At 43.4% G+C, this 24,888-nt stretch carries 31 protein-coding genes; 6 read left to right on the plus strand and 25 right to left on the minus strand.

Annotation, left to right across the window (positions count from 1 at the left end; translation table 11 throughout):
• Nucleotides 1–56 precede the first annotated feature (56 nt).
• From A3G19_RS09755 to A3G19_RS09830, 16 genes are all read right to left on the minus strand, one after another.
• Nucleotides 57–1,199 carry an ABC transporter permease gene (locus A3G19_RS09755; RefSeq protein WP_294872400.1) on the minus strand — a complete coding sequence of 381 codons (1,143 nt, stop codon included), beginning with the start codon at nucleotides 1,197–1,199 and terminating at the stop codon, nucleotides 57–59.
• Nucleotides 1,186–2,115, minus strand: coding sequence for an ABC transporter ATP-binding protein (locus A3G19_RS09760; protein WP_294872402.1), 930 nt, complete (start codon nucleotides 2,113–2,115; stop codon nucleotides 1,186–1,188). Before A3G19_RS09760 ends, A3G19_RS09755 begins: the two co-directional genes overlap by 14 nt.
• A complete protein-coding gene (locus A3G19_RS09765) occupies nucleotides 2,102–3,058 on the minus strand; it encodes an HlyD family efflux transporter periplasmic adaptor subunit (RefSeq protein ID WP_294872405.1) in 957 nt (318 codons plus the stop codon). The genes A3G19_RS09760 and A3G19_RS09765 overlap by 14 nt, the downstream gene beginning before the upstream one ends.
• 56 nt (nucleotides 3,059–3,114) lie before the next feature.
• Nucleotides 3,115–3,903 carry a polysaccharide deacetylase family protein gene (locus tag A3G19_RS09770; RefSeq protein ID WP_294872408.1) on the minus strand — a complete coding sequence of 263 codons (789 nt, stop codon included), beginning with the start codon at nucleotides 3,901–3,903 and terminating at the stop codon, nucleotides 3,115–3,117.
• 40 nt (nucleotides 3,904–3,943) lie between these two features.
• On the minus strand, nucleotides 3,944–4,942 hold the full coding sequence (locus A3G19_RS09775; RefSeq protein WP_294872410.1) for a M48 family metallopeptidase: 999 nt from the start codon (nucleotides 4,940–4,942) through the stop codon (nucleotides 3,944–3,946).
• A complete protein-coding gene (locus A3G19_RS09780; protein ID WP_294872413.1) occupies nucleotides 4,939–5,982 on the minus strand; it encodes a YjgN family protein in 1,044 nt (347 codons plus the stop codon). The genes A3G19_RS09775 and A3G19_RS09780 overlap by 4 nt, the downstream gene beginning before the upstream one ends.
• A gap of 79 nt (nucleotides 5,983–6,061) precedes the next feature.
• Entirely contained in the window at nucleotides 6,062–7,312 is a 1,251-nt protein-coding gene (locus A3G19_RS09785; RefSeq protein ID WP_294872415.1) for an NAD(P)/FAD-dependent oxidoreductase, read from the minus strand.
• 45 nt (nucleotides 7,313–7,357) lie between these two features.
• The gene (locus A3G19_RS09790) at nucleotides 7,358–7,597 is read right to left on the minus strand and encodes a hypothetical protein (protein ID WP_294872418.1); all 240 of its coding nucleotides are present in this window, start codon (nucleotides 7,595–7,597) and stop codon (nucleotides 7,358–7,360) included.
• A 42-nt stretch (nucleotides 7,598–7,639) separates the two neighbouring features.
• Nucleotides 7,640–8,119, minus strand: a complete 480-nt coding sequence (locus A3G19_RS09795) for a rhodanese-like domain-containing protein (RefSeq protein ID WP_294872421.1) — start codon at nucleotides 8,117–8,119, stop codon at nucleotides 7,640–7,642.
• A 110-nt stretch (nucleotides 8,120–8,229) separates the two neighbouring features.
• Nucleotides 8,230–8,391 (minus strand): hypothetical protein, encoded by a 162-nt coding sequence (locus tag A3G19_RS09800; protein WP_294872424.1) that lies wholly within the window; start codon nucleotides 8,389–8,391, stop codon nucleotides 8,230–8,232.
• Nucleotides 8,392–8,589: 198 nt separating this feature from the next.
• Nucleotides 8,590–8,868: a peptidylprolyl isomerase gene (locus A3G19_RS09805; RefSeq protein ID WP_294872426.1), complete on the minus strand. Its 279-nt coding sequence runs from the start codon at nucleotides 8,866–8,868 to the stop codon at nucleotides 8,590–8,592.
• 27 nt (nucleotides 8,869–8,895) lie between these two features.
• Nucleotides 8,896–9,543: a hypothetical protein gene (locus tag A3G19_RS09810; protein ID WP_294872429.1), complete on the minus strand. Its 648-nt coding sequence runs from the start codon at nucleotides 9,541–9,543 to the stop codon at nucleotides 8,896–8,898.
• 133 nt (nucleotides 9,544–9,676) lie between these two features.
• A complete protein-coding gene (locus A3G19_RS09815; protein ID WP_294872432.1) occupies nucleotides 9,677–10,591 on the minus strand; it encodes a DUF234 domain-containing protein in 915 nt (304 codons plus the stop codon).
• 36 nt (nucleotides 10,592–10,627) lie between these two features.
• The gene (locus A3G19_RS09820; RefSeq protein WP_294872435.1) at nucleotides 10,628–12,034 is read right to left on the minus strand and encodes a HAMP domain-containing sensor histidine kinase; all 1,407 of its coding nucleotides are present in this window, start codon (nucleotides 12,032–12,034) and stop codon (nucleotides 10,628–10,630) included.
• A gap of 257 nt (nucleotides 12,035–12,291) precedes the next feature.
• Entirely contained in the window at nucleotides 12,292–12,864 is a 573-nt protein-coding gene (locus tag A3G19_RS09825) for a hypothetical protein (RefSeq protein WP_015653335.1), read from the minus strand.
• A 9-nt stretch (nucleotides 12,865–12,873) separates the two neighbouring features.
• On the minus strand, nucleotides 12,874–13,080 hold the full coding sequence (locus tag A3G19_RS09830; RefSeq protein WP_291750940.1) for a hypothetical protein: 207 nt from the start codon (nucleotides 13,078–13,080) through the stop codon (nucleotides 12,874–12,876).
• Nucleotides 13,081–13,090: 10 nt separating this feature from the next.
• Here A3G19_RS09830 and A3G19_RS09835 point away from each other — a divergent pair, with 10 nt between their 5' ends.
• The 3 genes from A3G19_RS09835 to A3G19_RS09845 all read left to right on the plus strand — a co-directional run bounded on the left by A3G19_RS09835 (nucleotide 13,091) and on the right by A3G19_RS09845 (nucleotide 14,439).
• Nucleotides 13,091–13,246, plus strand: a complete 156-nt coding sequence (locus A3G19_RS09835; protein ID WP_291750941.1) for a hypothetical protein — start codon at nucleotides 13,091–13,093, stop codon at nucleotides 13,244–13,246.
• A gap of 115 nt (nucleotides 13,247–13,361) precedes the next feature.
• Nucleotides 13,362–13,781, plus strand: coding sequence for a hypothetical protein (locus tag A3G19_RS09840; protein WP_294872439.1), 420 nt, complete (start codon nucleotides 13,362–13,364; stop codon nucleotides 13,779–13,781).
• Nucleotides 13,782–14,190: 409 nt separating this feature from the next.
• Nucleotides 14,191–14,439, plus strand: a complete 249-nt coding sequence (locus A3G19_RS09845; protein ID WP_294872441.1) for a hypothetical protein — start codon at nucleotides 14,191–14,193, stop codon at nucleotides 14,437–14,439.
• Nucleotides 14,440–14,526: 87 nt separating this feature from the next.
• Here A3G19_RS09845 and A3G19_RS09850 read toward each other — a convergent pair whose 3' ends face one another.
• Entirely contained in the window at nucleotides 14,527–14,880 is a 354-nt protein-coding gene (locus tag A3G19_RS09850) for a 4-fold beta flower protein (protein ID WP_294872443.1), read from the minus strand.
• Between the two features lie 167 nt (nucleotides 14,881–15,047).
• Here A3G19_RS09850 and A3G19_RS09855 point away from each other — a divergent pair, with 167 nt between their 5' ends.
• Entirely contained in the window at nucleotides 15,048–15,437 is a 390-nt protein-coding gene (locus A3G19_RS09855) for a 4Fe-4S dicluster domain-containing protein (RefSeq protein ID WP_294872446.1), read from the plus strand.
• Between the two features lie 16 nt (nucleotides 15,438–15,453).
• On the opposite strand, the gene A3G19_RS09860 is transcribed toward A3G19_RS09855, so the two are convergent.
• Entirely contained in the window at nucleotides 15,454–16,182 is a 729-nt protein-coding gene (locus A3G19_RS09860; protein ID WP_294872449.1) for an NnrU family protein, read from the minus strand.
• Between the two features lie 32 nt (nucleotides 16,183–16,214).
• Nucleotides 16,215–16,946 (minus strand): PQQ-dependent sugar dehydrogenase, encoded by a 732-nt coding sequence (locus A3G19_RS09865; RefSeq protein ID WP_294872466.1) that lies wholly within the window; start codon nucleotides 16,944–16,946, stop codon nucleotides 16,215–16,217.
• Here A3G19_RS09865 and A3G19_RS09870 point away from each other — a divergent pair.
• Nucleotides 16,936–17,079 carry a hypothetical protein gene (locus tag A3G19_RS09870; RefSeq protein ID WP_294872469.1) on the plus strand — a complete coding sequence of 48 codons (144 nt, stop codon included), beginning with the start codon at nucleotides 16,936–16,938 and terminating at the stop codon, nucleotides 17,077–17,079. The genes A3G19_RS09865 and A3G19_RS09870 overlap by 11 nt on opposite strands.
• A gap of 291 nt (nucleotides 17,080–17,370) precedes the next feature.
• Here A3G19_RS09870 and A3G19_RS09875 read toward each other — a convergent pair whose 3' ends face one another.
• The 6 genes from A3G19_RS09875 to A3G19_RS09900 form a co-directional block, all read right to left on the minus strand.
• Nucleotides 17,371–18,231, minus strand: coding sequence for a TIGR01777 family oxidoreductase (locus A3G19_RS09875; protein WP_294872451.1), 861 nt, complete (start codon nucleotides 18,229–18,231; stop codon nucleotides 17,371–17,373).
• An 8-nt stretch (nucleotides 18,232–18,239) separates the two neighbouring features.
• Nucleotides 18,240–19,037, minus strand: coding sequence for a family 1 encapsulin nanocompartment shell protein (locus A3G19_RS09880; RefSeq protein ID WP_294872454.1), 798 nt, complete (start codon nucleotides 19,035–19,037; stop codon nucleotides 18,240–18,242).
• 10 nt (nucleotides 19,038–19,047) lie between these two features.
• Nucleotides 19,048–19,422 carry a ferritin-like domain-containing protein gene (locus A3G19_RS09885; protein WP_294872457.1) on the minus strand — a complete coding sequence of 125 codons (375 nt, stop codon included), beginning with the start codon at nucleotides 19,420–19,422 and terminating at the stop codon, nucleotides 19,048–19,050.
• Between the two features lie 182 nt (nucleotides 19,423–19,604).
• Nucleotides 19,605–20,216 (minus strand): class I SAM-dependent methyltransferase, encoded by a 612-nt coding sequence (locus tag A3G19_RS09890; protein WP_294872460.1) that lies wholly within the window; start codon nucleotides 20,214–20,216, stop codon nucleotides 19,605–19,607.
• A gap of 320 nt (nucleotides 20,217–20,536) precedes the next feature.
• Nucleotides 20,537–22,261, minus strand: coding sequence for a tetratricopeptide repeat protein (locus tag A3G19_RS09895; RefSeq protein WP_015653348.1), 1,725 nt, complete (start codon nucleotides 22,259–22,261; stop codon nucleotides 20,537–20,539).
• Nucleotides 22,262–22,303: 42 nt separating this feature from the next.
• Nucleotides 22,304–23,326, minus strand: a complete 1,023-nt coding sequence (locus A3G19_RS09900) for a hypothetical protein (protein ID WP_294872463.1) — start codon at nucleotides 23,324–23,326, stop codon at nucleotides 22,304–22,306.
• Between the two features lie 389 nt (nucleotides 23,327–23,715).
• On the opposite strand from A3G19_RS09900, the gene A3G19_RS09905 reads away from it, so the two are divergent.
• On the plus strand, nucleotides 23,716–24,771 hold the full coding sequence (locus tag A3G19_RS09905) for a tetratricopeptide repeat protein (protein ID WP_015653350.1): 1,056 nt from the start codon (nucleotides 23,716–23,718) through the stop codon (nucleotides 24,769–24,771).
• Nucleotides 24,772–24,888: the final 117 nt, after the last annotated feature.

The raw sequence follows: 24,888 nt of genomic DNA on the forward strand, positions 1-24,888 counted from the left end.
TCAAGCGTAGACCGAAAACGCAAATGATTGTGTAATTATAGCGTAATTCAGATGGCTTAATCGAGGGTCTTTTTGTAAAACTTGACGGCAAGCGTCATCATCACCAAAGCAATGATGATCAACGGCCAAATATTAGGCCAAAGCATCGCAAAATCGTTGTTTTTGAGGACGATACCTCTAATCAGACGGTTGAAGTAAGTGAGTGGAAGTATCTCGCCGATATGCTGTGCCCATGTCGGCATTCCGGAGAAGGGAAACATGAAGCCTGAGAGGAGAATACTGGGGAGAAAATAGAAGATTGTCAGCTGTAACGCCTGCAGCATATTTTGCGCCAATGAGGAGATGGTGATACCGATCGTGAGATTGACGGCAATGAAGAGCAGAGCAACACTATAGGCTAAAATAATCGAACCGTTAAAGGGGACGTCGAATACAAAATGGGAAGCGAATAAGATCAAGGAGGCTTGGATAAGCCCGATAAAAACATACGGGATAATCTTTCCTGTCATAATCTCCAGCGGTCGTGCGGGGGTGGCAAGGAGATTTTCCATCGTACCGCGTTCACGTTCGCGAGTGATAGCGAGCGCCGTCATCATGGTGAGGGTCATGGTCATAACGGTTCCCATGAGTCCCGGAATGATATTGTACTGATTGATACCGTTGGGATTATAGAGGCGATGGACCCGTATATCAAACGGTTTTTTTTGAGACCAAAGTCCTGATAAAGATCCTGTTAAATCTTTTTTAACCACTTGCTCGGCGATCCCTTCGATTGACAACAGGGCAATGGAAATTGTGATAGGGTCAGTCGCATCGGCTTCGAGGAGAATAGAGGGTTTTTCGCCTCTTAGAAGCTTTTGGGTGAAACCCGGAGGGATGGTGAGGATAAACTGGATTTCCCCTTTTTGCAGGGCTTCTTGGGCATCTTGGGGAGTTGTAATCTGGGTATCAATGGCAAAATATTCAGATGTCTGCATCGATGAGAGTAATGTACGGGTAAATTCGCTCTTATCATAAGAGACGACGGCGGTTGGGAGATGTTTGGGATCGGTGTTGATCGCGAATCCGAACAGTGCAAGCTGGATGATGGGTAAAACCACCATCATGGCAAACGTCACACGATCGCGTTTGAGCTGTAAAAACTCTTTAAGCACGATTGCCCACCAACGTTTGAAACTGAAAGCATTAAAGGGTATCACGAGTCTCTCCGTAATTATCATGCGTCTGTTTCATGAGATAAATAAAGACATCTTCCAAAGAGGTTGGTATGGATTTATAGTACTCTGCGCTCAGTACTTCTTCGATCGCTTGAGGATTTTTTCCGCTGACATGCAGGGTTGATCCGAAAATAACGGTTTGCTCGATGGCAGAGTGCTTTTCAAGCGATTTTGAAATATCCATCAACCGATCACCCATAATTTCATAGGTAAAAAGTCTTTGGCGTTCAATAATGCTTTGGGCACTTCCCTGTGCGAGGAGATTTCCGTACGCGATATAAGCGAGTTTATGGCATCGCTCTGCCTCATCCATGTAGTGGGTACTGATGAGTACTGAAACCCCTTGAGCGGCGAGTTGATGCAGCTCTTCCCAAAAATCGCGTCGTGCACTGGGATCTACCCCGGCCGTGGGTTCGTCAAGCAGCAAGAGTTTAGGATGGCGTAGCATGCAGGCTGCAAGTGCGAGACGTTGTTTCCATCCTCCTGAGAGAGAACGTGCCAGCTGGGAGGAACGGGAGGTAAGTCCGAGCGTTTCGAGTGCTTCGTCAACGATGTGTTTACGGTTGGTAAGTTCGTACACCCGTGCAACAAAATCGAGGTTTTCGCGGATACTTAAATCTTCCCAGTAGGAGAATTTTTGGGTCATATATCCTACTTCCCGTTTGATTGCATCGCTTTGGGTCGTGATGTCATAGCCCAGACAGTGACCTTCACCGCTATCAGGGGTCAGTAACCCGCACAGCATCCGAATAGCGGTTGTTTTTCCACTTCCGTTGGGCCCTAAAAATCCGAGGATTTCTCCGCGATTGACCGTAAGCGATAAATCTTTAACGACGTGCTTGTCGCCAAAATATTTGTTCAGACCTCGAACGTCGATTGCAGTGTCAATGGCGTTCAAGTGAGACTTCCACAGGCTGACCCGGATGGAGGAACGGTGCATCGATCCGATCAGGATACGCTTCGATCATGTAGGTGAGTTTATCTTTGGTCTCGTTGCTGTAGATAATCGGAGGTGTAAATTCCGCTTCGGGAGAGATATAGGTGACTTTGGCGCTGATCTTTTTCCCGTCATTGCGGGAAATAATCGATATTCCATGGCCGATTCGGAGGGATTCCGAAACTTTTTGGGGGACAAAAAAGCGGATTTTGATGTTTTCAGGGGGGAGGAGTCTAATGATGATTCCTCCCAGAGGGACGAATTCCCCTTCGCGGTAGAGTGTGTCGAAAACCAGCGCGTTATAGCGTGATTTCACCCCTTTTTCATCCACTTTCCATTGCGCCAGTGCGACTGCTGATGTAAGCTGCTCTATACGGGCTTTTTGTGCGGTGATTTGATCGAGACGTTTGGAAAGTTTCGCCACGTCCACCGTATTTTTGAGTTCTTTGACCTTAGCGGCAGTCGTTTTTGCCAGAGCTTCGGAATCATCGAGTTGAGTTTTTGAGACGGCATTGGCGGGATAGAGTGCTTTATTTCGGTTGAGTTGTATAGCGGCATTGTCCGCATTGGCGAGTGCTTGAGAGAGTTGAGCCTTGAGTACTTCGATCTCTTCGGGACGAGAGCCTTTTTGATAATCTTTGAGGGTTGCTTCCGCCGCAGAGAGATCAGCAGCAGCTTGCTGCAGTGCCAATAGCTCGCTATCGCATTCCAAAGCAAAAAGATTGGAATGAAGAGATACTTGATCTCCCCGTTTAACGAAAAGTTTATCGAGTTTGCCGCTTTGGGTTGAGGCGATATTGATATACTCCCCTTCGGCATATCCGTTATATGTTTGCGTGTCTGCTTTTTGGCATCCGCCAAAGATGAAAAGAGGGAGGAGAAAAAGGAGTGTTGTCGTTTTCATAAAAATTATTATAGCGCTTTAGTGCCCAAGTTCGCCACGTGATTCGGTGTCAATGTTTATCGGTACGCTTTAATCCCCAGCATATCATCGAGACGTAGGAACGTATAGCCTTTGCTTTGGAGCTGTTCGATGATACCCGGGAGTGCTTCGACGCTCGCATGATTGGCACGACTGCTGTGCATCAGGATAATATCTCCGTTTTGCACATGGGTAATCACATTTTCGGTAATAGCATCTTTATCTTGGAGTGCCCAGTCGAGTGAATCAAGGGACCAAAGAATCGTTGTATATCCTTGATCATTGATCGTATCCATTACCTCTTGGTTGATCGAACCGTACGGCGGACGAAAGAGGAGGGGATGTTTTCCGGTAATGTTTTCGATCCGATGGGATGTTGCATTGAGTTCATCTACGATTCTTTCTTTATCGATCTTACTAAAATGGGGATGGGTGAAACTGTGGTTCAGTACCAAATGCCCCTCATCAAACGCCCGTTTTGTGACGGTAATATTCTGATCGACCATCGGTGCGCCGATCATAAAAAAGCTCGCTTTGATACGGTAGAATTTGAGAATATCCAAAACCTTGTCGGTATTGTTCTCATCCGGAGAATCATCAAACGTGAGAGCCAATTTTTTTCCCTGTGAACCATCTCCGTTCAGATAAATATGGGTGTATTTTCCATCACGGATCGGAGCCGTTGTATTATCGCGCCATTGGTGTAAAAAGTGTGTGAGGTTTGAATCCAGCTGGGGGGAATCGCCTCGAATGCAGTAGTGAGAAATACACCCGGTAAAAAGAACAATAGGTCCGAGGGTGAGGAGAATAATCAGCAGTTTTTTCATACGGTCATTTCAAAGTCAAATAAAATCGCGTTATTATAGCCTAACGGGAAAAGGCTTTAACCCGCTCTTTGGTATCGGGATGACTTGAAAAGAGTGTTGATGACGTGTTGGTGTCCGGATCGATTCGGATGAGAATATCGCTAAAGCGGTGCGGAGGTATATGCGCTCTGAGGAGTGTTTCAAGGGCGAATATGTCAGCTTCATCCTCCATATCACGTGAATACCCCTGTTGGAGCAATATCGCCGGAATCCCTGCGGCAAGATCGGAATAATTACTGATATCACCGGTCACCATGACCAAAATAACTCCCGAACCGATGGATTGAAGCATCATTCGTACAATATGCTTTTGTTTGATGTGTCCGAGTTCATGTGCTAAGACGGCCATGATCTCTTCATCGTGTTTGGCTTTGTCAATAAGCTGATCGGTAATGATGAGTTTATTTCCCGGAAGCGCAAAAGCATTTGCTCCGATGGTTGTGCTGTTCCGAAATAAAAGCTCGAACGGCGGACACTCTTGTGTCGTACACATGAGTTTGAGATGCTCTAACAGTTCTTTTTGTCGATGGACGGTTAATGTCGTTGGATTAAGATAGAGTTCATCGAGTGTCTCTAATGTTTCAGCCCCTATTTTCGCTTCTGTATCAGTTGGAAATACGGTCGCGGCGTATTGGGCGAGTGCGGGGAGTCCCCAGCGTAATAATGAGGCAATAATTGCCACCGTCACTATCAGTGCAGCTGCCGCATAGAGGAGTCTGTTTTCGAGATGACGGGCAAGATTTTCGGGTGTAGCAGATTTTAATGTTATTTCCAAACGTCGAATCGCATCCCTATCGCTGCTGTGGATCTCTGCATTATCCGAAAGATGAATAACCGTGCGTGCGCTTCCGACCGTTGGATCGATAGTAACATTCGACAGGGGTATATCAAGGCTAAAATCGGCACATTTTAGGGTGAGAATCGTCTCATAGACCGTGATAATTGCCGGATAAAGACGGGAGGTTTTCCCGTCATAATATTCCCCTGCGAACTCTATCATGCGATACCGATATCCATATCGAACAGATCGGAGATCTCTCCGCCGAGGGCACTGATGTTCTCACGTGCTTGGGTAGCAAAAGCGCCTAAATCATCCGAGAGAAGGTTCAAATGCTCTGATCGGTAACGGGCGAGGCGGACAGCGGCAAACGGGATAAAAAGCCCGAAGGTAACAGCAATAAGGATCAGATTGGAGATGTAAATCCAGATCAGATCGCGTGCGCGTTGTGTTGAGTTAAAACGGACCGTTCCCAAGACGAGATGGTTGTAAAAAAGGTTGGCTTTTCGGGCTTGGATAAAAGCGATAAGGATAGGAATAATAAGGTAAAAAGAGATGAGTCCGACGAGAATCAGCGAACTGATTGCCGTGATGATAAGCTCTTTCGGCATTCCCATCGTTGAGAGTTGATAGGCACTGAAGATACCGTAGGCGAAAATCCCCATTGGAATAAAGAGCAACCCAAGAGCGATCAGATAGACACCCCAAAACGGCTTTAATGACCCATCGTACGTTGCCGGTGTTTCTCCGTAGACATAGTTTGAGGCCAAGAATTTTACTTGACGATACGCTGTGTAGGGGAGGGCCAGACCAAGACTCACAAAGGAAAGAACAGGGAGGAGTAAATAGACGATAGCCGCTTCGCCGACGGTCCCGATAAAGTTAAACTTCAATCCGCGATAAGCACTTTGACGGGATGCAAAACGCAATGCCATAACGATAATCCAGGGTGAAGCGATCATAATACCCAGCATAATCAAACCTGCAATCATCGGTGCAACAGAGCTGGTGATGGTGTAGGCGATCAAAAGAGCGGCGGCAATCAGTCGCCCTTTGAGGATTTGCATCGGCGTCGCCAGATATGAAAACGGGGTATTGTCCAGCAACGTATGCCCGTAAAACCATCGATTGGTTCGTACTTTTGCCCATGCGGAATAGATCCCGATAGTGATGATCGTCAATGCGAGGTTGACGATCCAAATACGGAAATATTCACCCCCGGAACCGGTGAAAACAAAGGGATAACTTTTTGGGATACTCATCAAAAGCCTTTAAAAATTGGTATTCGAATGAACATGATACAATTATTTTGGTTTTTTTATGAAATTTTTGTTTTTGTTACTACTTTTTTAAATGTCCCGCTAAATACCCGCTGGCAAACGACCACTGCAAATTGTACCCTCCGCAGGGACCGTCTAAATCCATCACTTCACCGCAAAAATAGAGACCGCTTATGATTTTGCTCTCCATTGTTTCGGGGGAGATCTCTTTGAGTGAGATACCGCCACGGGTGATCATTGCCATTTTGAATCCATCGTGTCCTATGACGGTGAGCGGCGTCCACGCGAGGAGTTTGATGAGGCTATCACGCTGAATTCCTTCGAGTTTATTAAACCCTTTCTCAGGATCAGCACTAGCGAGTGTGCAGAGGGCGCGGCAGAGAGATTCGGGGAGGAGAGTCATCATATGGGTTAATATGGGTTGTTCCGGATTTTTATCGATTGCTTTTTTGATATGGGCTCGCAGCTGCTCTTCATTTAGCCCTTTGGTCATGTTGATCATCAGAGGGACGGAACCGTACTTTTCGATCAATGGGGTGATTTCGCGGGCAACGTCGAGGACGACAGGGCCTCGGATGCCGTTTTGGGTAAAGATCAAATCCCCAAAAGCGCGGATATTTTTGGCTTTGGGGAGGTCGATGCGAATTTCTACTTTGGGGATCGTGTCGGCGCGGCACTCGGCCACCCATGTCTCACGTGTGCGCAGAGGCATCATGGCAGGATAAAGCTCGGTGATTTTGTGTCCTGCTTCGGAAGCGATGGTAAATCCATCCCCTTCAGCTCCCAATTGAGGATATCCCATGCCTCCGGTTGCAATGATGACATTGGGGGCCATGTAGGTTTGATCGGAGGTCCTGACTCCGCGCACATGCTCGCAATCATGCTCTAATGCTTCGATACGGCAGGATGTGATCAGTTTTACCCCCAAATGTTCCATCTCCTCTTCGAGGGCTGTAATGATGCTTACCGAACTGTGGGAGATTGGAAATACCCGATACCCGTCCGGTGCATGGCTCTCTACCCCGATTTCGGAAAAAAAGGCGATGAGTGCACGATGATCCAGAGCATTGAGGGCAGGGGTCATGAATCGTCCGTTTCGTCCGAAACGCGCCATAAAATCTTCATTGGAGAGGGTATTGGTCAGATTGCATCGGCCGCCGCCGGTCGCTTTGAGCTTGGCGGCGATTTTAGAGAGTTTTTCACAGAGAAGTACTTTCTTACCCGTTCGTGCCGCCGTGATAGCGGCCATAATTCCGGCTGCTCCGGCACCGACTACGATTACATCATACGAAAGTTTTGAGGAGTTTTGCATATCGCATTATAGCGGCTCAGAGGGGGAAACCCAAATTGGGAATCGTTAAATATCGGTAATACGTACCAGTACGAGATAAGGTTCGCTTTCTAAAATATTGAGCATCACTCCAAACTTTTGGGAGATATGTTTACGCTGCCCTTCGGTCAGTTCGGAGAGATGTATTTTATAATAGTGGTGATTGTTGTCAGAACTGACTTGCATGTGATATAAGTGGATATCTTCAGGAGAGGGATCATAATGGATGTATTTCTGCATTTTTGACTCTTTTACGGCTTTGGTCAACCATTGTAGAGTCTATTGCATTAATACACCATTATATTTCTCCTATTTTTCGATAACGGGATACTTGTTCTCTTTCCATTCTCCAAATCCGTTCAGGAACCAATAAACATTTTTGTATCCCAGTTTTCGTACTGCCAAAGCGGCTTCATACGAGTTGGCGCATGTTTCGCCGTAGCAGTAAAAGACAAGCGGCTGCACTTTATCCTCGGGAAGTTGAATGACGATATATTCGGCTTTCGATACGTCGAAATAGACGGGGTACGCACCCTTTATATGCTCTTTTACATAATGGCGTTTTTCACGGGCATCAAAAAAATAGGCTTTTTGGTCATACAGCGCTTTCGCTTTTTTCACATCGATAACGTTGATCCCTTTGGCGATGGCATCGTCTACTTGCGGGGGGATGATACAGATGTCGTATTTCGTCTCAAAAATAATACTTTTTTCACCGTCGTATTCGACACCATTAAGCGCCGTTGCCAATAAAGCGGCTAAGAGCGTAGAAAAAATCAAGCGTAACATGATGAACTCCTTAAATCAATATAACTAAATAATAAGCAAGGATAGGTTATTAAATTATAATATTTTTTAATAGTTTGTGGATCTAAGATAGGATTAATATAGTAGGCAAATTAGCCGAAAATAGGAGTTTTATCAAATACTCCAAAAATATCCAAAATAAAGCGGACGATAGCCGCTTCGCTAATGCCGGCTAAAATACCGATAAAGAGTCCATGGCCAATGATGTCAAATGAAGGGGCTCCATCTTTCCACGTCATAAATGCTTTTTCCATAATATACTCCTTTATTCAAGTCTGTATTGGGGTCGTTTAAAATAAACGATATTGCATTATGATAGTTTTTGTTTACTAATAACAATATTTAAAAACTGGATTAATTTTTATTTGATTTCAATCATCAGGAGAACTTTACGGTGAAGGAATGGATTTTCTTCGGCAGATAGAGGTGTGCCGAAGGGAGGGGAAATGAGATTATCCTCTGCTGGTTACTTCTAAAAGATGGTAGCCGAATTGTGTTTTTATCGGACCGTATAAAACACCGACATCACCGGTAAATACTGCCGTATCAAACTCTTTTACCATTTGACCGGGTGTAAAACGTCCCAAATCACCACCTTTGCGTCCGGATGGGCATTGAGAATGATCTGCCGCCACTTCAGCAAAAGAGGCTCCGTTTTCAATTTCTGCTTTGAGTGCGTTACACTCGTCTGCCGTACTTACTAAAATATGTCGTGCGGTTGCCCATGCCATGATGATCCTTTTTTTGTTTTTGAAATTTTACACTATTGCATCGGTTTTTAGAACGCCTAACTTTTCGCGAACGTAATTTTTTCCGAGTTTTAGAATATCCGCTTCGTAGATAAGGAGTCGTGCAGGGGAAAGATGATGCTCATTTCCCTCTATTTTGGCATATATTTTGTCCATATTTGAGCCAATCAGCGTTTTGAGATCATTCTCTTGGATCATTCCTATCACCCCCTCCAAGCCATTCTTTGGCAGCGGGAGATTACAGTAGTAATCACCGATATCATTGATTCCCCAGTAAATGAACCCCAGAAGGGTATAAAAATCCAGAGAGGTTGAGATGGATGTGAACGTGATTCGGCGAACATGTTTCTCGAGAGCCTGATCAAGTATCAGCCGGAGTATTTGAGTTGCGTACCCCTTGCGTTGGGAAATGAGAGGGGTAAAGAGATTATAGAGTGTGAGATATTGGCTGTAACGATCGATTTTGGAAAAAAGATAGCATAAATGCTCATTGCGCTCATCACAGAGGACGACACATCCTTGTGTATTCCAACTGAAATGGCGGTCCCACCACGCGAGTGACTGATTAGCGAAACGTATACTTTCTGTATCTTGGATGAGGGCAGTAGAGGCGATATAGGCATCACGCCCCAGGAGTTCGAGATGATAGAGTGGCATCGGTATCCTTTTTACCCTCTAAGGATGTAAAAAGTTCCCAATACGGGAGCCGATTCAATGGTAGTGAGTAACAATAGTATAGCCGAATAGATGGAGCCATTGCCGATTTGAGTGATTAAAAGGTATACAGTATTCAGTATCTTTTATTGGTATTGACGAGAAGATCTTTTTCGCTCAGTTCGTCCATCAGTGTTTTGAGATTTTTGAGGGAAAGGAGCTTTAGGGTATCACTTTTCTCTTTTTTAAATTCACTCGAAAATCCGCTTTTGGAAAAAATGACGAACCAATCGGGTTTCAGTGCAGCCTTCGTACATTTTTCCTGAAGTTTGGTTAGCTCCGATTTGTTGGCTTTGGATTTGGCATATTTGCACGATCCTGCTATTACCTTACCCGATTTACTCTGTCCGAGAATCTCGATTTCGGTGTTTTTATCCCAGTAGGAGCCGATTTTAGCGACCCAGTCCTCTTTATAGCTTTGTTTGACCAGAGCGATGATTAGCCCTTCGTAGATGGGATCAAAAAAAGTCTGTTTGGTATTTTCCCACCGTTCTTTGACCTCGGTGAAATCTCCCTCTTTAATCCCTTTGTAATACGGTGATACGGAAGAGAACCAAAAGCGCAAAAACGGAGCGGTAAAAATAAGGCGATCGGAGACCTCTTCACTCTCATCGGCAGGTTCTTCTTGTGAGCCTTGCCGAGTCAGTAAGCCGAATTTGATCAAAAAGGCTGCGGACTCTTCTCCCTCTTTGCGGGTTAGGTTAGCACGGCGATAGGCTGAATATTCTCGTCGATCACCGAGTGCCAATGCCGAGAGAAGTGCATGGTGCGCTTTGTTGCTTTGGGTAATTTTGGTCAAATCGGCATGGATGTATCGGTAGTTGGCGAGTACTTTTTCCTCGATCAGCTCTTCGAGAGGTTTTGTCATATCGACACTCCATCCCATCCCGCCGAACACGGTGAAATATTCGATCGCTTTTTCAATATCGGTTGCGTTATTCTGGAAACAAAAAGAGCGAAATTGTTGGAGGAGGGTCGGGTGTTTGGACATGGTGAAGCTACCTTCTATTAATTATCGCATTATAGCCTAAGTGAGTGGTGGAGAATAGGTCGGTGGAAAAGGGAGTTTAATTATGAAGAGTGCCCCATCTTTAAAATTGTGAGCTTCGATGGTGCCGTTAAGCTTTATTTCGACAATCATTTTTGCAATAAAAAGGCCTAACCCTGTCCCCTGAGATTGGTGTTTGGTTGTAAAATAGGCATCAAATACTTTGTCAATGATATCCGGTGAAAATCCTCCACCGTTATCGTATATCTTAAGAAGATTGCCCTTTTTACTCTGTGTGCACTCGAGCGTTATTTTAGTACTAAGAGCATCTATGGCATTGTTAATAATGATTAAGATTACCTGTTCCATTTCACTGATCGAACCGTAAGCACATGCTTTTTCATCGAGATTAAATGTTATGGATACCTTGTTGTTTTCTAATCTGCTCCCAAGCAGATGCATACTGTCTGTGATGGCTTTTTTGAGGGTAAATACCTCCATCTTTTTGTCACTTTGATCATCATTCAAAAAGTTTTTAAAGATATCAATGGTTTTTGACATGAACTCTACTTGATTATGCATGTTGCTAAACAGCTTGTGCTGATACTCTTGATCGACACTTCCCATCATACTTTTTACCGTTAAATCGGTGATGCACAGCTCGATAATGTTGAGGGGCTGTTTCCACTGGTGGGCTATATTGTTGATCATCGTCCCCATTTCAATAAACCGTGACTGCTTCATCAAAAGAGCATCTTTAATTCTATTGTTCTCTTTTTCGATCTCTTTTTTTTCCATCGTTTCATCAATGTTGTGCTGCATATGGAGAAATCCGTTGACAATCTCTGATATAACATCATCCCTATGCCTGTTAATAGACTCAAAAACGAGTTTATCCCCGGGTATATAGCCTTTGATCTCGGAAGCAATTTTCCGTAAAGGGGTAAGAAGCTCTTTTAATAGACGCATTTCTAGGTAAAAATACAACGTGAGCAATACAATGAGAATGGTTCCAACCATGTAATATTTCATAGAAAGTTCTTTGAGCGTATGGTGCGCATACGCTATTTGAAGCGTTCCTAGCTTGTTTTTCTCATTGCCTTCTCCCGGGGTATAAACGGCTTTTTCATAGGTTAAATTATACGGATCATCCAGCGTGTATTCGGATGACTTGACTTCGGAAATTAGGATTCCATTTTGGTCTTTAAAGGTTATATTCTCTAAATGATAGTCGATCAGCATACTTTTGAGAAACTCATCCATATTGAGATGCTGATTGTCTTTGTTGATAAAATACCATATGCTCACTTTTGATGAAAGTGATTCAGATATTATTTTAATGTGCTTTTTCTCGGATTGTATAAAGGAGTCATTTACCAGTGTATAAATAAACATACCGCTGAGAGTAAAGATCATGGAGAGGGCAATAACAATGAACAACAGCAATTTGCGTTGTAATGAAATTGTGCTAAATGTCTTTATAAAGCCTTTATATGATGTCAAAAAATAGTCCCTACTGTCTATAAGATAAAATAGTGATTTTATACTTTGAAATTGATTGTATAAAGTATTGTAGGACGTATTGCTTTAGAGATGTATTAACTATGTTTTTTGTTAAATAATTATGTCGTCAAAATCGTGGTTTGTTTATGGAAAAAGTTTTGCAGAATTCATCGGATAGCAATAATGGTCCTCTACAACAGCTATTTGCGATCGAAATGGTAGATCGAGTGGGTAAAACTGAGCTTTTTCTCTTTCCACGCGAAATAGGAGCTTTTGAGATGTTTTCCCTCATTAGAGAGTTCATGGACGATTTGGTGAATGTGATCCTCATCCGATTGACACAGTTCGGTAGACATATCACAGTCGAATACGATTCGATTCGGGGTACTTTCACGCAGATTAGCGAGAAATTCGGGTTGGTTTTGTTTGGAACAGTAATGGGTTGCTTTGAGGTTGGTACATGCGATATCTTTGCAATGGTACATACTCACCATTTGTTTGGCAGTACCCGGAAGCAACTCTTCTTGGATCGTCACTTCACCGCCGATGAGTTTGAATGACATTCCTGTTGCGTCGGTCCCTGTGATGGGCAATACCGCCTTATGTTTGTAGGATTCCGTTCCGATTTGTCCTTCGGCGGGTGATAGTTTCCAATCACCGATAAGGGCGTCTTCCATCCAAGCAAACAGTTCCCACGCGCTTGCTTCGGCTGCATGGGCTGAGGTGATGAGAGCAAAAGATGTCAATAGGGAGAGGATCAGTTTTTTAAGCATCATGATTCCTTAGAGCTTTTCGGCACCTTTTTGGGTCAGTACGACGGTCACGCCGTCTTCTTTGATCTCGATAACACCGTCATTTTTTAGTTCATCCATCGCAATTTGAAAAGGGCGGTCTTGTTTTGAATCGAGTTTTTTTAAAATCGCGCTGATGACATCTTGTTTGGTCATGACATGACCTGCAACGGCACGACTGCTTTTGAACCAGTTCATAAACATCGTTTTGATCTCGTTTTTTTGGGTCGTTTCGATGTTCTCTTTTTTGGGCGGTGCTTTGCGTGCAAAGTTTTTGGGAGGATTTTTAAAATCTCGTTTTGGTGCAGGCTTTCTATTGACAGGTGGTTTGATGGTGTATCCTTGGTATCGTATTATCAGTTAGCGTATTGTAGTGATTTTTGCTAAAAATATGAAGATGTGGTATCTCGTTAGGGATTTTAGATAAAATATCAGACCAAGTGAATTAAAATATTTATAGCTGAGATACAAGGGATCGCATGAAAGAGTTGAACATATTTGATTTAAAACTCGCGTTTGAACAGGACATCAAAATGGCTCTCTACACGCTTGAGCGTTACAACGTTGAAGCAAATCTTGCTTTGGTTGCCTGTGATGATTATGATATCGACAAAGTGCATTTGATGGACAGCGTGCGACAAAGCGATATTATCAAAAAAGTGAATGAACATTACATCTCCGTGTTGTTTACCTTTGTGGATCATGTGGGTGCTCGACGTGCTTTGGATAAACTGGTGAATCTCTATAAAGAGTATGATTTGAAAGGGAGTCTCATCATTTTAAAAAAAGGGGAAACGATTGAGGGTGTTTGCGAACGCTTGTTAGAAGCCAACCATATTATCCATCGAGATCCTGACAATAATATATATTGCGAATTCGATTACGCGCTCACGCAATAAGAAAAGGGGTTACCCCTTTGATATCAAGCAAACTTCTTACGGATCATTTTAAAATGTACGAAGGAGATTACTGCTATCACACTCATAAGTACGGCAAATTGAGAATTTTCCAATCCTGCTGATTTGGCACCTAGTGCGAATCCAAAAAGCAGAAGAAGAAAAAGTGTCATAAATCGAGAAAAAAGTTTGGTTGTTTTCATTGATACGGCTCACTTAAATTATTGGATAAGCTAAATCGGCAATTAAACGATATTCTTTACCCCCTTTATTATGAAATTCTCCTCTTTTGATTTTTTCCAGAATAAAATGCATGGTTGATTTGAAGCAGTGGGTATAAAATGCAGTTTATTTCTATTTATAAATATAATATTGCAATAAAATGTAAAAAAACTATCTAAAATATTATACAATGGTAAAATTAAAAGATATGGAGGATGCTGTGGTTAGAAATCTCTATAACGAGTTGTCGAGAATGGAATTGAAATATCATGAACTCTTGGAACTTGACGGGCATAGAATCTTTCTAGCCGCCACCGCACTTATACCCGAGGGGATAGAAGAAGCGATGCATATCAAAAGACTTGCAGACGAATATCGGTTATGTACGGTATGGGATGGAGAAAATATTGAGATTTTACGTTGTCATCAGGCCACATAGAAGCATCGTTTGAGCTTTTTTGAATAGCCGTTTATGTTAGAGATGCATAAACCGCTATAGAGATTTCGAGTGGCGAAATCTCGTCTTTTATCCGTCTAAAAATGTTTCCCACTTCAATGGATTCCATTGATAGGAAGCAGGGGAAACTTGAGGCGGTATAGGAGGGATCGGTGTAGCCGATGGGATGATGAGTATCGGCGGAGCAGGTGTGATCTCCGGGATGGGAAGCATCGGATCGCCAGAGGCTTCATCCATGTATGCTATGCACTGTCCTCTTTTGTCACGAAAGATCCCTTTATAAATGATACCAAGATGTTGGGCGTCGTAGGTGAAGATATTACCGTCACGTATGAACGCCCTGTAGCAATTTTTACGGTCATAGATGACACCATTATAAAGCCATCCGATTGTTCGCCCATGACGGTTAAATATAGGGTTCATTACTGTTTATCCTTCCGTCGGATTTTTCAAGGGTATTGATTATAGCAAAATTTAATAATAAAAAAATCATATTCAGTATTCTTAAACAGCAAAAATCTATATTTTGTTGATTGAACATATATTGCATAGTTAGCACAATATGATTGTATAAACATAAGGAGCAATTGATGGCTGTTATTATTACCGACTCTTGTATAAATTGTGACGCCTGTATAGAAGAGTGTCCAGCGACTGCGATTGTCAGTGCCGATGAGTCGCCGCTCAGTAAGGGTGAATACACCTATGTGAAACCTGATAAATGTATCGAGTGTGTAGATGCTGCAGTTCCGAAGTGTGCCGATGTCTGTCCTACGGAGGATTGTATTATTTGGGATATGCCCTACATCGCAGAGTACAATGATTACTTTGTCCTAAGCGATCGCTACGTGATCCGTGAACATAAGAAGAGGGGGTTGATGTCTCCTGAGGTAAACCCGCAACCGTGGCGCGAGGGTATTACGATAGAGCAAAGAGAAGGGCATGTGAGTGTCGGTAAGACGTTGAAACTTTATAATTAGGTTTTTTTTCCTTATCTTATTTCGGAAACGGGAGCATCATCCGCACCCGTTTTTGATACTCCTTATAGGTCTTCCCCATCGTTGCAACTAAATCCCTCTCTTCATACGTAAGACCGATAAAAATATAAAGGGTAAGTGTGAGTGAGAGCATCAAATGCGAATAGGACATAGCCGGTGTCAGCCATAGTCCGATCAGCACTCCCAGCTGGATCGGATGGCGTACAAATTTGTAAAACAATTTTTCTTTAAAATCAGCGGGCGGGGTAGGTTTATTGAGTAGATTTAAATAAATTTGCTGTAACCCGAAAAGTTCAAAATGGTTGATGATAAAAGTAGAAAAGAGCGAAAAGATCCAGCCGAACAGATATCCGGCTGTTAATAAGGTTTTTCCTATTCCATTATCCACTTGCCATAAAAATCCCTCTAACGGCTGCCAGTACAAACATATCAAGCCCAAGGCCAATCCTGAAAAAAGGACATAGGTACTTCGTTCTGCCGCTTGTGGAATAATTTGGGTGAGATGTTTTTTGAAGAATGAACGGGCCATAACCGAATGTTGCAGAGCAAATATCAAGACTAAAACGAGGTTAATACTAAAAGCGGTAATGAATGGCACCGGATATTGCGTGCTAATGGTTCTCTCCATAAATTCCCACTCGCCGATATAGAAAATGAACCATACCTGTGCAATCAGTGCAACGCTGTAGGCAAGTATCCCATAGATAAAAATAATTAATTTGTTCATGTCTCTCTTTTACCTTGGGCTGTCGTGTAACATTATAACCTATCGTTGCGGTACGAGATACGGTAGATGGCATTCGCCTTGTCATCCGATACGAGCAGAGAACCATCGGGCAGGATCAGCAGATCGACAGGTCTTCCCCACGAAGTGATCCCTTCGAGCCACCCCTGTGCAAAGATGGTGTAGGATGGGGGAAGCCCTTTGGTAAAACGGACAAGAGTGATGCGGTAACCCAGCGGGGGGATACGGTTCCATGAACCGTGTTCGGCGATGAATATCTGATTCCGGTATTCCTGCGGAAATTGGCTGCCCGTGTAAAAACGGATCCCCAGTGCGGCAACGTGAGGGTCGAGTTCCCTGAGCGGTGGGATAAAATCTGCACACTTTTTCCCCTTGCCGAATTTGGAATCGGAGAGGTTTTTGGCGTGGCAGTAGGGAAAGCCGAAGTGCATCCCTTTTTTCGGTGCCGAGTTCAGTTCATCGCTCGGCGCATTATTTCCCATCCAGTCACGACCGTTGTCGGTGAAGAAGAGGGTGCCGCTTTGGGGGTGCCAGTCGAAGCCCACGCTGTTTCGGACACCCCGTGCAAAAATTTCGAGTCCCGTTCCATCGGGTCGCATCCGCATAATGGAGCCATAGCGCGGATCGTTTGAATCACAGACGTTGCAGGGTGCGCCTATCGGGACGTAGAGGTATCCGTCGGGGCCGAAACGGATAAATTTCCAGCCGTGGTGAGGGTTTGTGGGAAAGGAGTCGTTGACGACCACCGGATTGGGCGGATTGGCGAGGCGGCTTTCGATGGCATCAAAGCGGATGATACGGTTGATTTCGGCGACGTACAGTGCGCCGTTTCGGAAAGCGACACCGTTTGGGCTGTTAAGCCCGCTGGCGATGACGTAGCGCCGGTCGGCGCGAAAGTCGCCGTCGATGTCCTGAAAGGCGTATACCTTCCCCTCCGAACGTGTACCGATGAAGAGGGTGCCCCGCTCGCCAAGAGCGAGGGAACGTGCTCCCTCGACGTCGCGGGCGTATAGGCCGATCTGAAACCCGCTCGGCAGTTTGAGGGTATTGAGTTTTTCGGAGAGTTCGTCCGCATGGGCGGGAAAGAGTGAAATGAGAAAGAGATCGATGCCCGCAATCAGCCATGCTATCGTATACCAGACTTTACTCCACATGATCTCCTCCTGATATTTAGCCGTAGAGGTTGTTGAGTGCCGCTTCGATGGTTTTGAATTCAAACTCGAATCCCGCTTCGGGAAGCCGTTTGGACGTGACGTACTGTCCGCTCGAAATTGCTTCGGCGGCTTCGGAACCGAAGCGCAGCTGTAACAGGAATTTCGGGATTGCAAAGAGGGTAGGGCGGTGGAGAGCTGAGCCGAGCGCTTTGGTCAGACCGTAGTTGGTGGTCGGGTTCGGAGCCATCAGGTTATAGATCCCTTTCATCTCGGGGTGTTCTATGGCAAAGAGATAGGCTCGCATCAGGTCATTGATATGTACCCAGCTAAAATTCTGTTTTCCGTCGCCGATCGTCCCTCCCAGTCCGAGTTTGAAAGGGAGCAGCATCTCTTTGAGTATCCCCCCGCCGTGACCGAGGACAATCCCGTAGCGGAAGATGATCGTTCGGATACCGAGCTCTTTGCTCTTGAGCGCGGCACTTTCCCACTCTTTGGCCAGCCGCCCTAGAAAATCCTCCGCGTAGAGGGCGTGCTCTTCGTCGTACTTGCCGCTCGCCGCGTAGATCCCCACAGCCGAGGTGCAGATAAAGAGTTGCGGCTTTTGTTCCATCTTCGCCATCGCGGTGACAATCTTTTTAGCCGTATCGACACGGCTTGCGTAGAGCACTTTTTTGTACTCTTCGCTCCACCGTTTGCTGATGGAAGCACCGGCGAGATGGATAACGACATCCGCGCCCAAGAGCTTTTTGCCAAAGGCCGTCTCATCAAGATCAAAGTCGGTTGTGTGCAAGGGCGATACCTCCCACCCTTTTTCTTTGAACATAGAGACCAAATGGGTGCCGATAAAACCTCCCGCTCCGCTTATGGCTATCTTCATGACGGTATCTAGAGGGTGATCAGGAGTGCCGCTTCGGGGTTGATGATACGGAACGTGCAGCTCTCACTTATAAAGAGGGTATAGCTCTCCTCTTTTTCTTCGGCAAATCCGATGCTGACATCCAGACCGTTATAGAGGATAAAATCTCCCCCTCTTTGTGAAAGTGCCAGAATTTTGTCGTCTCCGATGTTTTCGCATACTACGAAAAAGTTTGGTCCTATCAGGGTCTCCAGACGGCTTTTGACACTGACTCCCCCTTCGCTTTCTCCGACCATTTTGATCAGTGTAGCGGTGGAGAGGACGAGTTTGTAGGGCCCTTCGACAAATTCGGCTCCGAAAGCGGCGATCATCGAGGCGACCGCATCGATCAGCCCCTTGGTATGTTTGGCATGGATGGATTTGCGCGGGATTTTGTTCAAAATCCCTTCGATATCCGCCTCTTTCACCCCATCAAGAATCAGCGAATTCTCAACCGCGCTGAAACGGTTGGAAACTTTTTTGAAGACCGAGTCGTCAAAATCGGGTTTGTCCCGCTTGAACGCTTCGACAATCGATTTGGGCAGATCGAAATCGTACCGTATTTCCACCATCGGAATGGGTTTTCTTACCGATAGCGTCAGTTCTTCCGAGGATGTGAGTGTTTTCAGGTTGCCCGTCGCGACGGCATCGGTTTCAAAAGGGACAGGGGTAAACCCGACGAGACTGCGCAGTTTCAGCCGCTGGCTGAGCAAGGGGGTGAATACACTATCAATCTGAGTCCAGACAGCCGCCGCAATCGGAGAGGTTTCGCGATTTAAAAATTTCATTGTCAACTCCTTAGCTATTGTTACCGATTTTCAGTGTCCCCGTTGGCGCTGCAACGATTTCGGGACTGCCCTGAACGGTTTGATCCGTGTTGCCGGACTCCTGAACGATGATATCGCCCTCTGTGAACATAAATTTTTGCATCATTTCATTCCAAACAGGAGAATTGCGTCTAAGCCATTCGAGTCCCATGCACGCGTGTTCGATCTCTTCATCCCTGTTGTGTTCCATGATCGCTTTTGCTGAGGGGTCGTTTGAGGCTTCTGCGCGCTGGTTGTACCAATCTATTGCTTCGAGCTCTTCCATGGTACTTTGGATAATGCGGTGATAATCTTTTGTAAATTCTGAGAGTTTAGTGGGATCTTCGTGAAAACCTTCGTGTGCCATAACTGCCCCTTTACGTTCAATCCTGATATCCCTAATAGTACAGAGGCAAAAGAAAGGATGTCAATAAGATTTGACGGGAAGTGTTTCTTTTAATTTTCAATTAAGAAAGCATTAGTTGAAAAAAAAAGCTGTATTACTATTCCATCGAATGGTGCAGGTGGCAGAGGAAGGGGTCGCGCAGGCTACGGTTTAGTTGCGACAATCAGACGGAGTATATCAAAGACTTTGTTTTGGGATGAGAGAATCCTTAAACCGGAATTTTCGATCCCTTTTTGGGTTTCTCTGAGCATCGATGTCCCCAGCAGCGGTTTGGAAAATCTCTCCATCCCCCAAAGGATGGCATTAAGCCCTTTTGAATCGCTTTTCATGTGTTCGAGAAAGATCGCCTTGCCTCCGGGTTTAAGGACGCGGTAGAGTTCGTGCAGCCCTTTGTCGGGATGGGGAACGGTGCAGAACACAAAGGTACTGATGATCGTATCGAAGGTATTATCAGGAAAGCTCATCGCTTCGATGTCCATTTCGATCAAAGTTATATGAGTTAGACCTATTTGAGCCGCTTTTCGTCTGGCTATGTTGAGCATTCCACTGCTGAAATCGATCCCGATCAAATCGGAAGTGTAGGGATAATAGGAGAAGTTTTTCCCCGTACCGACCCCCACTTCAAGAATTTCCCCCTCCGCTTTTGCAATCACCTCACTCCGAAGATGGGAGAGATGCAATAGTTCCAAAGGCCACTGGAGCAGATCATAGAGTTTGGCGATACGAGTATATCTTCGGGCTGTTTCATGTTCCATTTGGCTCTCCTTCAAGCACTAAAGTTAATCTTTTCCGGTTAGCTCAAAACTTATACTTGATTCTACATCTTTTTCGATAAGAAATAATAATGGATAATTGTATACGTGATGGAAAAGTATTACGTTGGAGCAAAGAAAAGGGCATGTGTGTCTGGACACATGCTTCTTTCATTCCCACTCGGAAGAGGGGGAGTTTTTACTTTTTGAAGTTATTAAATATTTTACTAATTTCTAATGATAAAAAGCAGATTTGCATTGTAAACATAGTCGACAATGCATCACATAGTATGATCTGAATTTACTATTTAGATAAACTTATATTATTGTATTTTTCGATAACACCGAATATACCATTCGTCACTTTTAGAGTTGCTTGACATATTTCCTTGACGATTTTTACCACCGGAATAGTCAAAATAGATTCGCCATGCGGAATTATGTGAAGCTTCTGATGAGGTCCAGTACAAATCGTTTGCGACATATTGTAAATCCGCTTGTTCAAAGAAAAGATCGAATAATAGTTCTTTATCGGGCAAAGTCCAATCGCTATAGCCGTTTAAATAAAGTGTTTCACAGTAATGCATTGCCCCGTTCCAAGAGCGCTTCACACGAATAACATCTTCATTATCCTGCCACATAATATTCGTTTGCGATGATTTTTTGGGCTCGCGGTAGGGTGCTTGCGTTATGACAGGTTTATTGGCATAAGGTGCTGCCAAGATTGGCTGGAATCTTTCCGTCTGTGCGATGGACATTTCTTTTTTCGGAGTATTTTCCGATGGTACGGGGGGCTGACTGGCAACTTCGGGCTTTGTTTCCACACTCTCTTCAGTATCTGATGGAGCAGAAAGGATGCGCTCGTTCTCGTGTATGATCTCAATGTTTCGCTGTGCCGTTTTATCACCGTTCGCAGCTGCCAACGTAAACCAGTATAAGGCTTGTTTTTGATCTGAGTCTACGCCGATCCCCCGATCATAAAAACGTCCCAAACTCATTTGGGCAAAAATATTTCCGCTTTGGGCCGCTTTTTTGTACCAATACATCGACTGCTGCAGATCGATCCCGACTCCATACCCTTTTTCGTAGATTTCCCCTAAAGCCTGTTGAGCGTTTTCTGCCCCGAAATAACCCATCACTTGAAAACGTGTCACATCTAATGTCGATATATCCTGCAATCTATCGCCCTTCGTTTGTACAAATCCGAAGTAAAAGAACACTGTCCCTAGCAAGATAAAAAAGAGACGAACGGTTTGTTTGTAGGTAGTAGTCTCTTCCTGCGCGAGCATTTTCATCGTAGGGTCCTCCATGTTCTTGGCCTCCATATTTTTGGCCTCCATTCCATTTGCTCTCATCAAAGGGAATAACACTTCTAGTCTTTTAATTTGTTTGCCTTCCTCGTCGGATATCATTTTGGAGATCAAATCACCCCAGCCTTTTGGACCGAGTTCTTCCACCTTTTTCTCAACATCGCTACCCTCAATCCACATCTCACCGGTGATCAAAAAATAGAACAGCTCCCCGATTATTCTGATCTCTTTTTCTCGGCTTTCCCGGGACGCTCGGATACACAATCCGTCATTGAAAAGGAGCTGTACACTTTGCGTTTGCGCTGTGAAATAGACCTCGTGAGGCGACAGATGGTTGATTCCGAAATTATGGTTTTGAAGCCATTGGAACAGACGGACTGTTTCTGTAGCAATTGCCTTTAGCGTATTTTCATCGGATCTCGACCATCGGGAGAAGGGGCGGCCCTTGGGCGGTTCCGTCACAACATAATAAACTTCATTTTCGTGAATGAAATCATAAATCGGCGCGACCTGACCTACATTGATTTTTTTGATCTCTCCTGCGATCTGCCCGAGCCGTTGAATCTCTGCCAGATCTGTGGCACTGTCGCCGGATTTTGGATAAATGTCGATCCAGACTTCTTTGCTATGACGCATCTCTTCGGCAAGAACACGTTTTTGCCTTCCGGCCTCTTCCATTTCTCTGATCACCATATAGTTATGAATAAATTTTTGCTCTTGTGACGGATACTCGCTCATTAAACTCCATTCAAATGTAATACATTGCCGCACCGTCGAAAATCAATTGATTAGTACATACGATCTGAATTTCATATCCCGGATGTTTTCCGTTTCATTAATGAACGTTTTGCCGCCATGGTAGGTTTCATAGTCGCCGCTCCAGGCATACGTGCAGCCCCCTGGTTCCGCATCGCTCTTGAGATAGATGGCGTATTGCTCTCCCGGTTTGACCATCGGCCCATAGTGTCCGAAATACAACCGCGTTGTGGGAGAAATTTCATTCGGATGCAACTCCCGGGTGTAATAGCTATGCGGCCCCAATCTTCCGTTTTCCATCGTGACTAAAGAGACATGCAGGCTTTTCGTGGGAGTGCACCGATGGTGTTTTATGTCTATCAGATCGAATGCTATGAGCCTACCGCTTTGGGCAATCGAGAAAGACTGGGCTACCGTCTGATTGGCTGTGATTTCCAACCCTCCTCTACCGCCTACAAGGGTATGTTCCTGATCTATTTGGGTACCGTATTTTTTGATCGGTTTTTTTGTCACGTAAACTCCTTTTCCATCGTGTGTCTGCAGCGATTCGGCTTGCTGGGCGAGTTGTTTGTCACAGATTAATCGCTCTAAAGAAGCAATCCTCCCCCTGTGCTTATTTTTCTGATAAAACGCTATAGCCTGACTTTCTAGAACATACGATTGCAAAAAATCGGATGGGGCACTGGTGTTGATTTTGAAAAAAGTATCGTAGTCATTCTCTCTGATGCTGCTTAACATCATCTGGTGTAACAAATGGACGATGCCGATATACTTATTTTCAAGCAATCGCAGTGATGAAAGGTATTCATTGTATTCATTGGCAGAAATATTCCCTTTTGATTCCAAAGACAAGCCTTGTTCGCGTAAGGATTTGCTTTGAACGCTGTATGCGAATATTTTGTCTTTTAGAATCTCATAATGAACGAAGGTTTCGAATTTAGAATTTGCATCGTAGAGTTTATTGCCTAACAAAGAATAGAGGGTTGGATTGTTTTGGGCTAGAAGAAATGTTGTCAACGTCGACAGAAGGAGAAATTTTGTGGACACTGTTGAGCCTTTTATATGCCGTTTTATATCTAGAAATGTTATTATATCAGAACAAAAAAAAATATTATTATGTATTAATGTTGAAAAATTTAATGGAATGAAATAAGTATATCTCTCTCAATGTTTTTTATCTGTTATTGTAATCCTGTGTTGTGTTAGATTGAAATTATCTAATATTTTAAACGTGGGGTGAGAGAGGGGTAATAAAAAAGTGAAGATTGAATACCTGACCACATAATCCCTCTATGCATGCCTATTTTCTCAAGCGGAAACATGAATAACGTGGACATTGAGGATAATAGAACGTTAATTATTTTTTTATACCTTTTTATGTTTTTTTATTTTATAATAAACAATATTAATTTTGATTGTTAGATGAGGTGTAAAGCGTGAAATATAAAATTTGTTTTTTAATTATATTTATATTTTTTAATTTTGGGCATTTGAATGCAGACATTCTTGAAAGTTTAATTGGTTCATACAGAAATCATATAGATATCCAAGGAACATATAAAGGTGGTATATACACTCCACCGGATAAAGATTTTGAATTTACTGTTCCATCACTTGTTGAGCCAGGCTATAGAATTAATGACTTTATGAATCCAAATGATAAATCACAGGGATACGTAACGTTTCTTGATGATGTTGGACAACTGTTTAGAATAGATTTTTGGGATAACTATTTAAATAAAACGCAAACACAAAGATTAGAAGAGTTAGATGAGGAAGTATTAATTACATTTAAAAAATTTATGAACAATGTACAAATAATAAAAAAAGAAAAAATATCCGATGATGTTTATTTTGTTTTTTACGATTTTCCAAAAGGTTCATCTGTTTTAGTTAATGAACATAGAATCAATGCGACTAGAGGTGTTTTATTTTTTGCAAAAGAGAATAAAATCATTGTATTGTCTCAACAATTTTTAGAATCACGCAATGATTATCGAAACTATGAAAAAGCAAAAAATTTACTTTTGTCTTTAAAGGATACAAATTTTAAATTTAGATCTATGATCCGTAATGATATACAAGATTCTAATGAACAGCTAATGATAGGTTATAAGTATCTTGAAGCTAAACAGTTCCCTGAAGCAAGATATTGGATTGAAAAATCAGCTTTACAAGGTAATGCTATTGCTGAATGGACTTTTGGATTAATGTTTCTAAGAGGTGATGGTGTTTATAGGGATTATACAAATGCAAAAAAGTGGTTCGAAAAATCATCTAGTCAAGGTAATGTAAATGCAACATATGATTTGGCTGCTATGTACAATAATGGAGAAGGGATTCAAAAAGACATTAGTATTGCAAAACAGTTATTTATAAAATGTGCAAATATTGCTCACAAAGAATCAATAAAAGAACTAATTAAAATATATAAAAAAGAGGACAACAAAAAAGAAGAAGAATATTGGATGGAGAAATTGTCAAAAATATAAGGGATAAAAAGTAGTCCATCCTCTTTTTTGCTTTTTTCGTTCCCACTCTATTTCTGTCTATTTTCTTATAATTAACATTATATTTACGGATAATTAATCTTAGCTTTGATATAATTT

This window comes from Sulfuricurvum sp. RIFCSPLOWO2_12_FULL_43_24 (assembly GCF_001829605.1).
Classification (GTDB): Bacteria; Campylobacterota; Campylobacteria; order Campylobacterales; family Sulfurimonadaceae; genus Sulfuricurvum.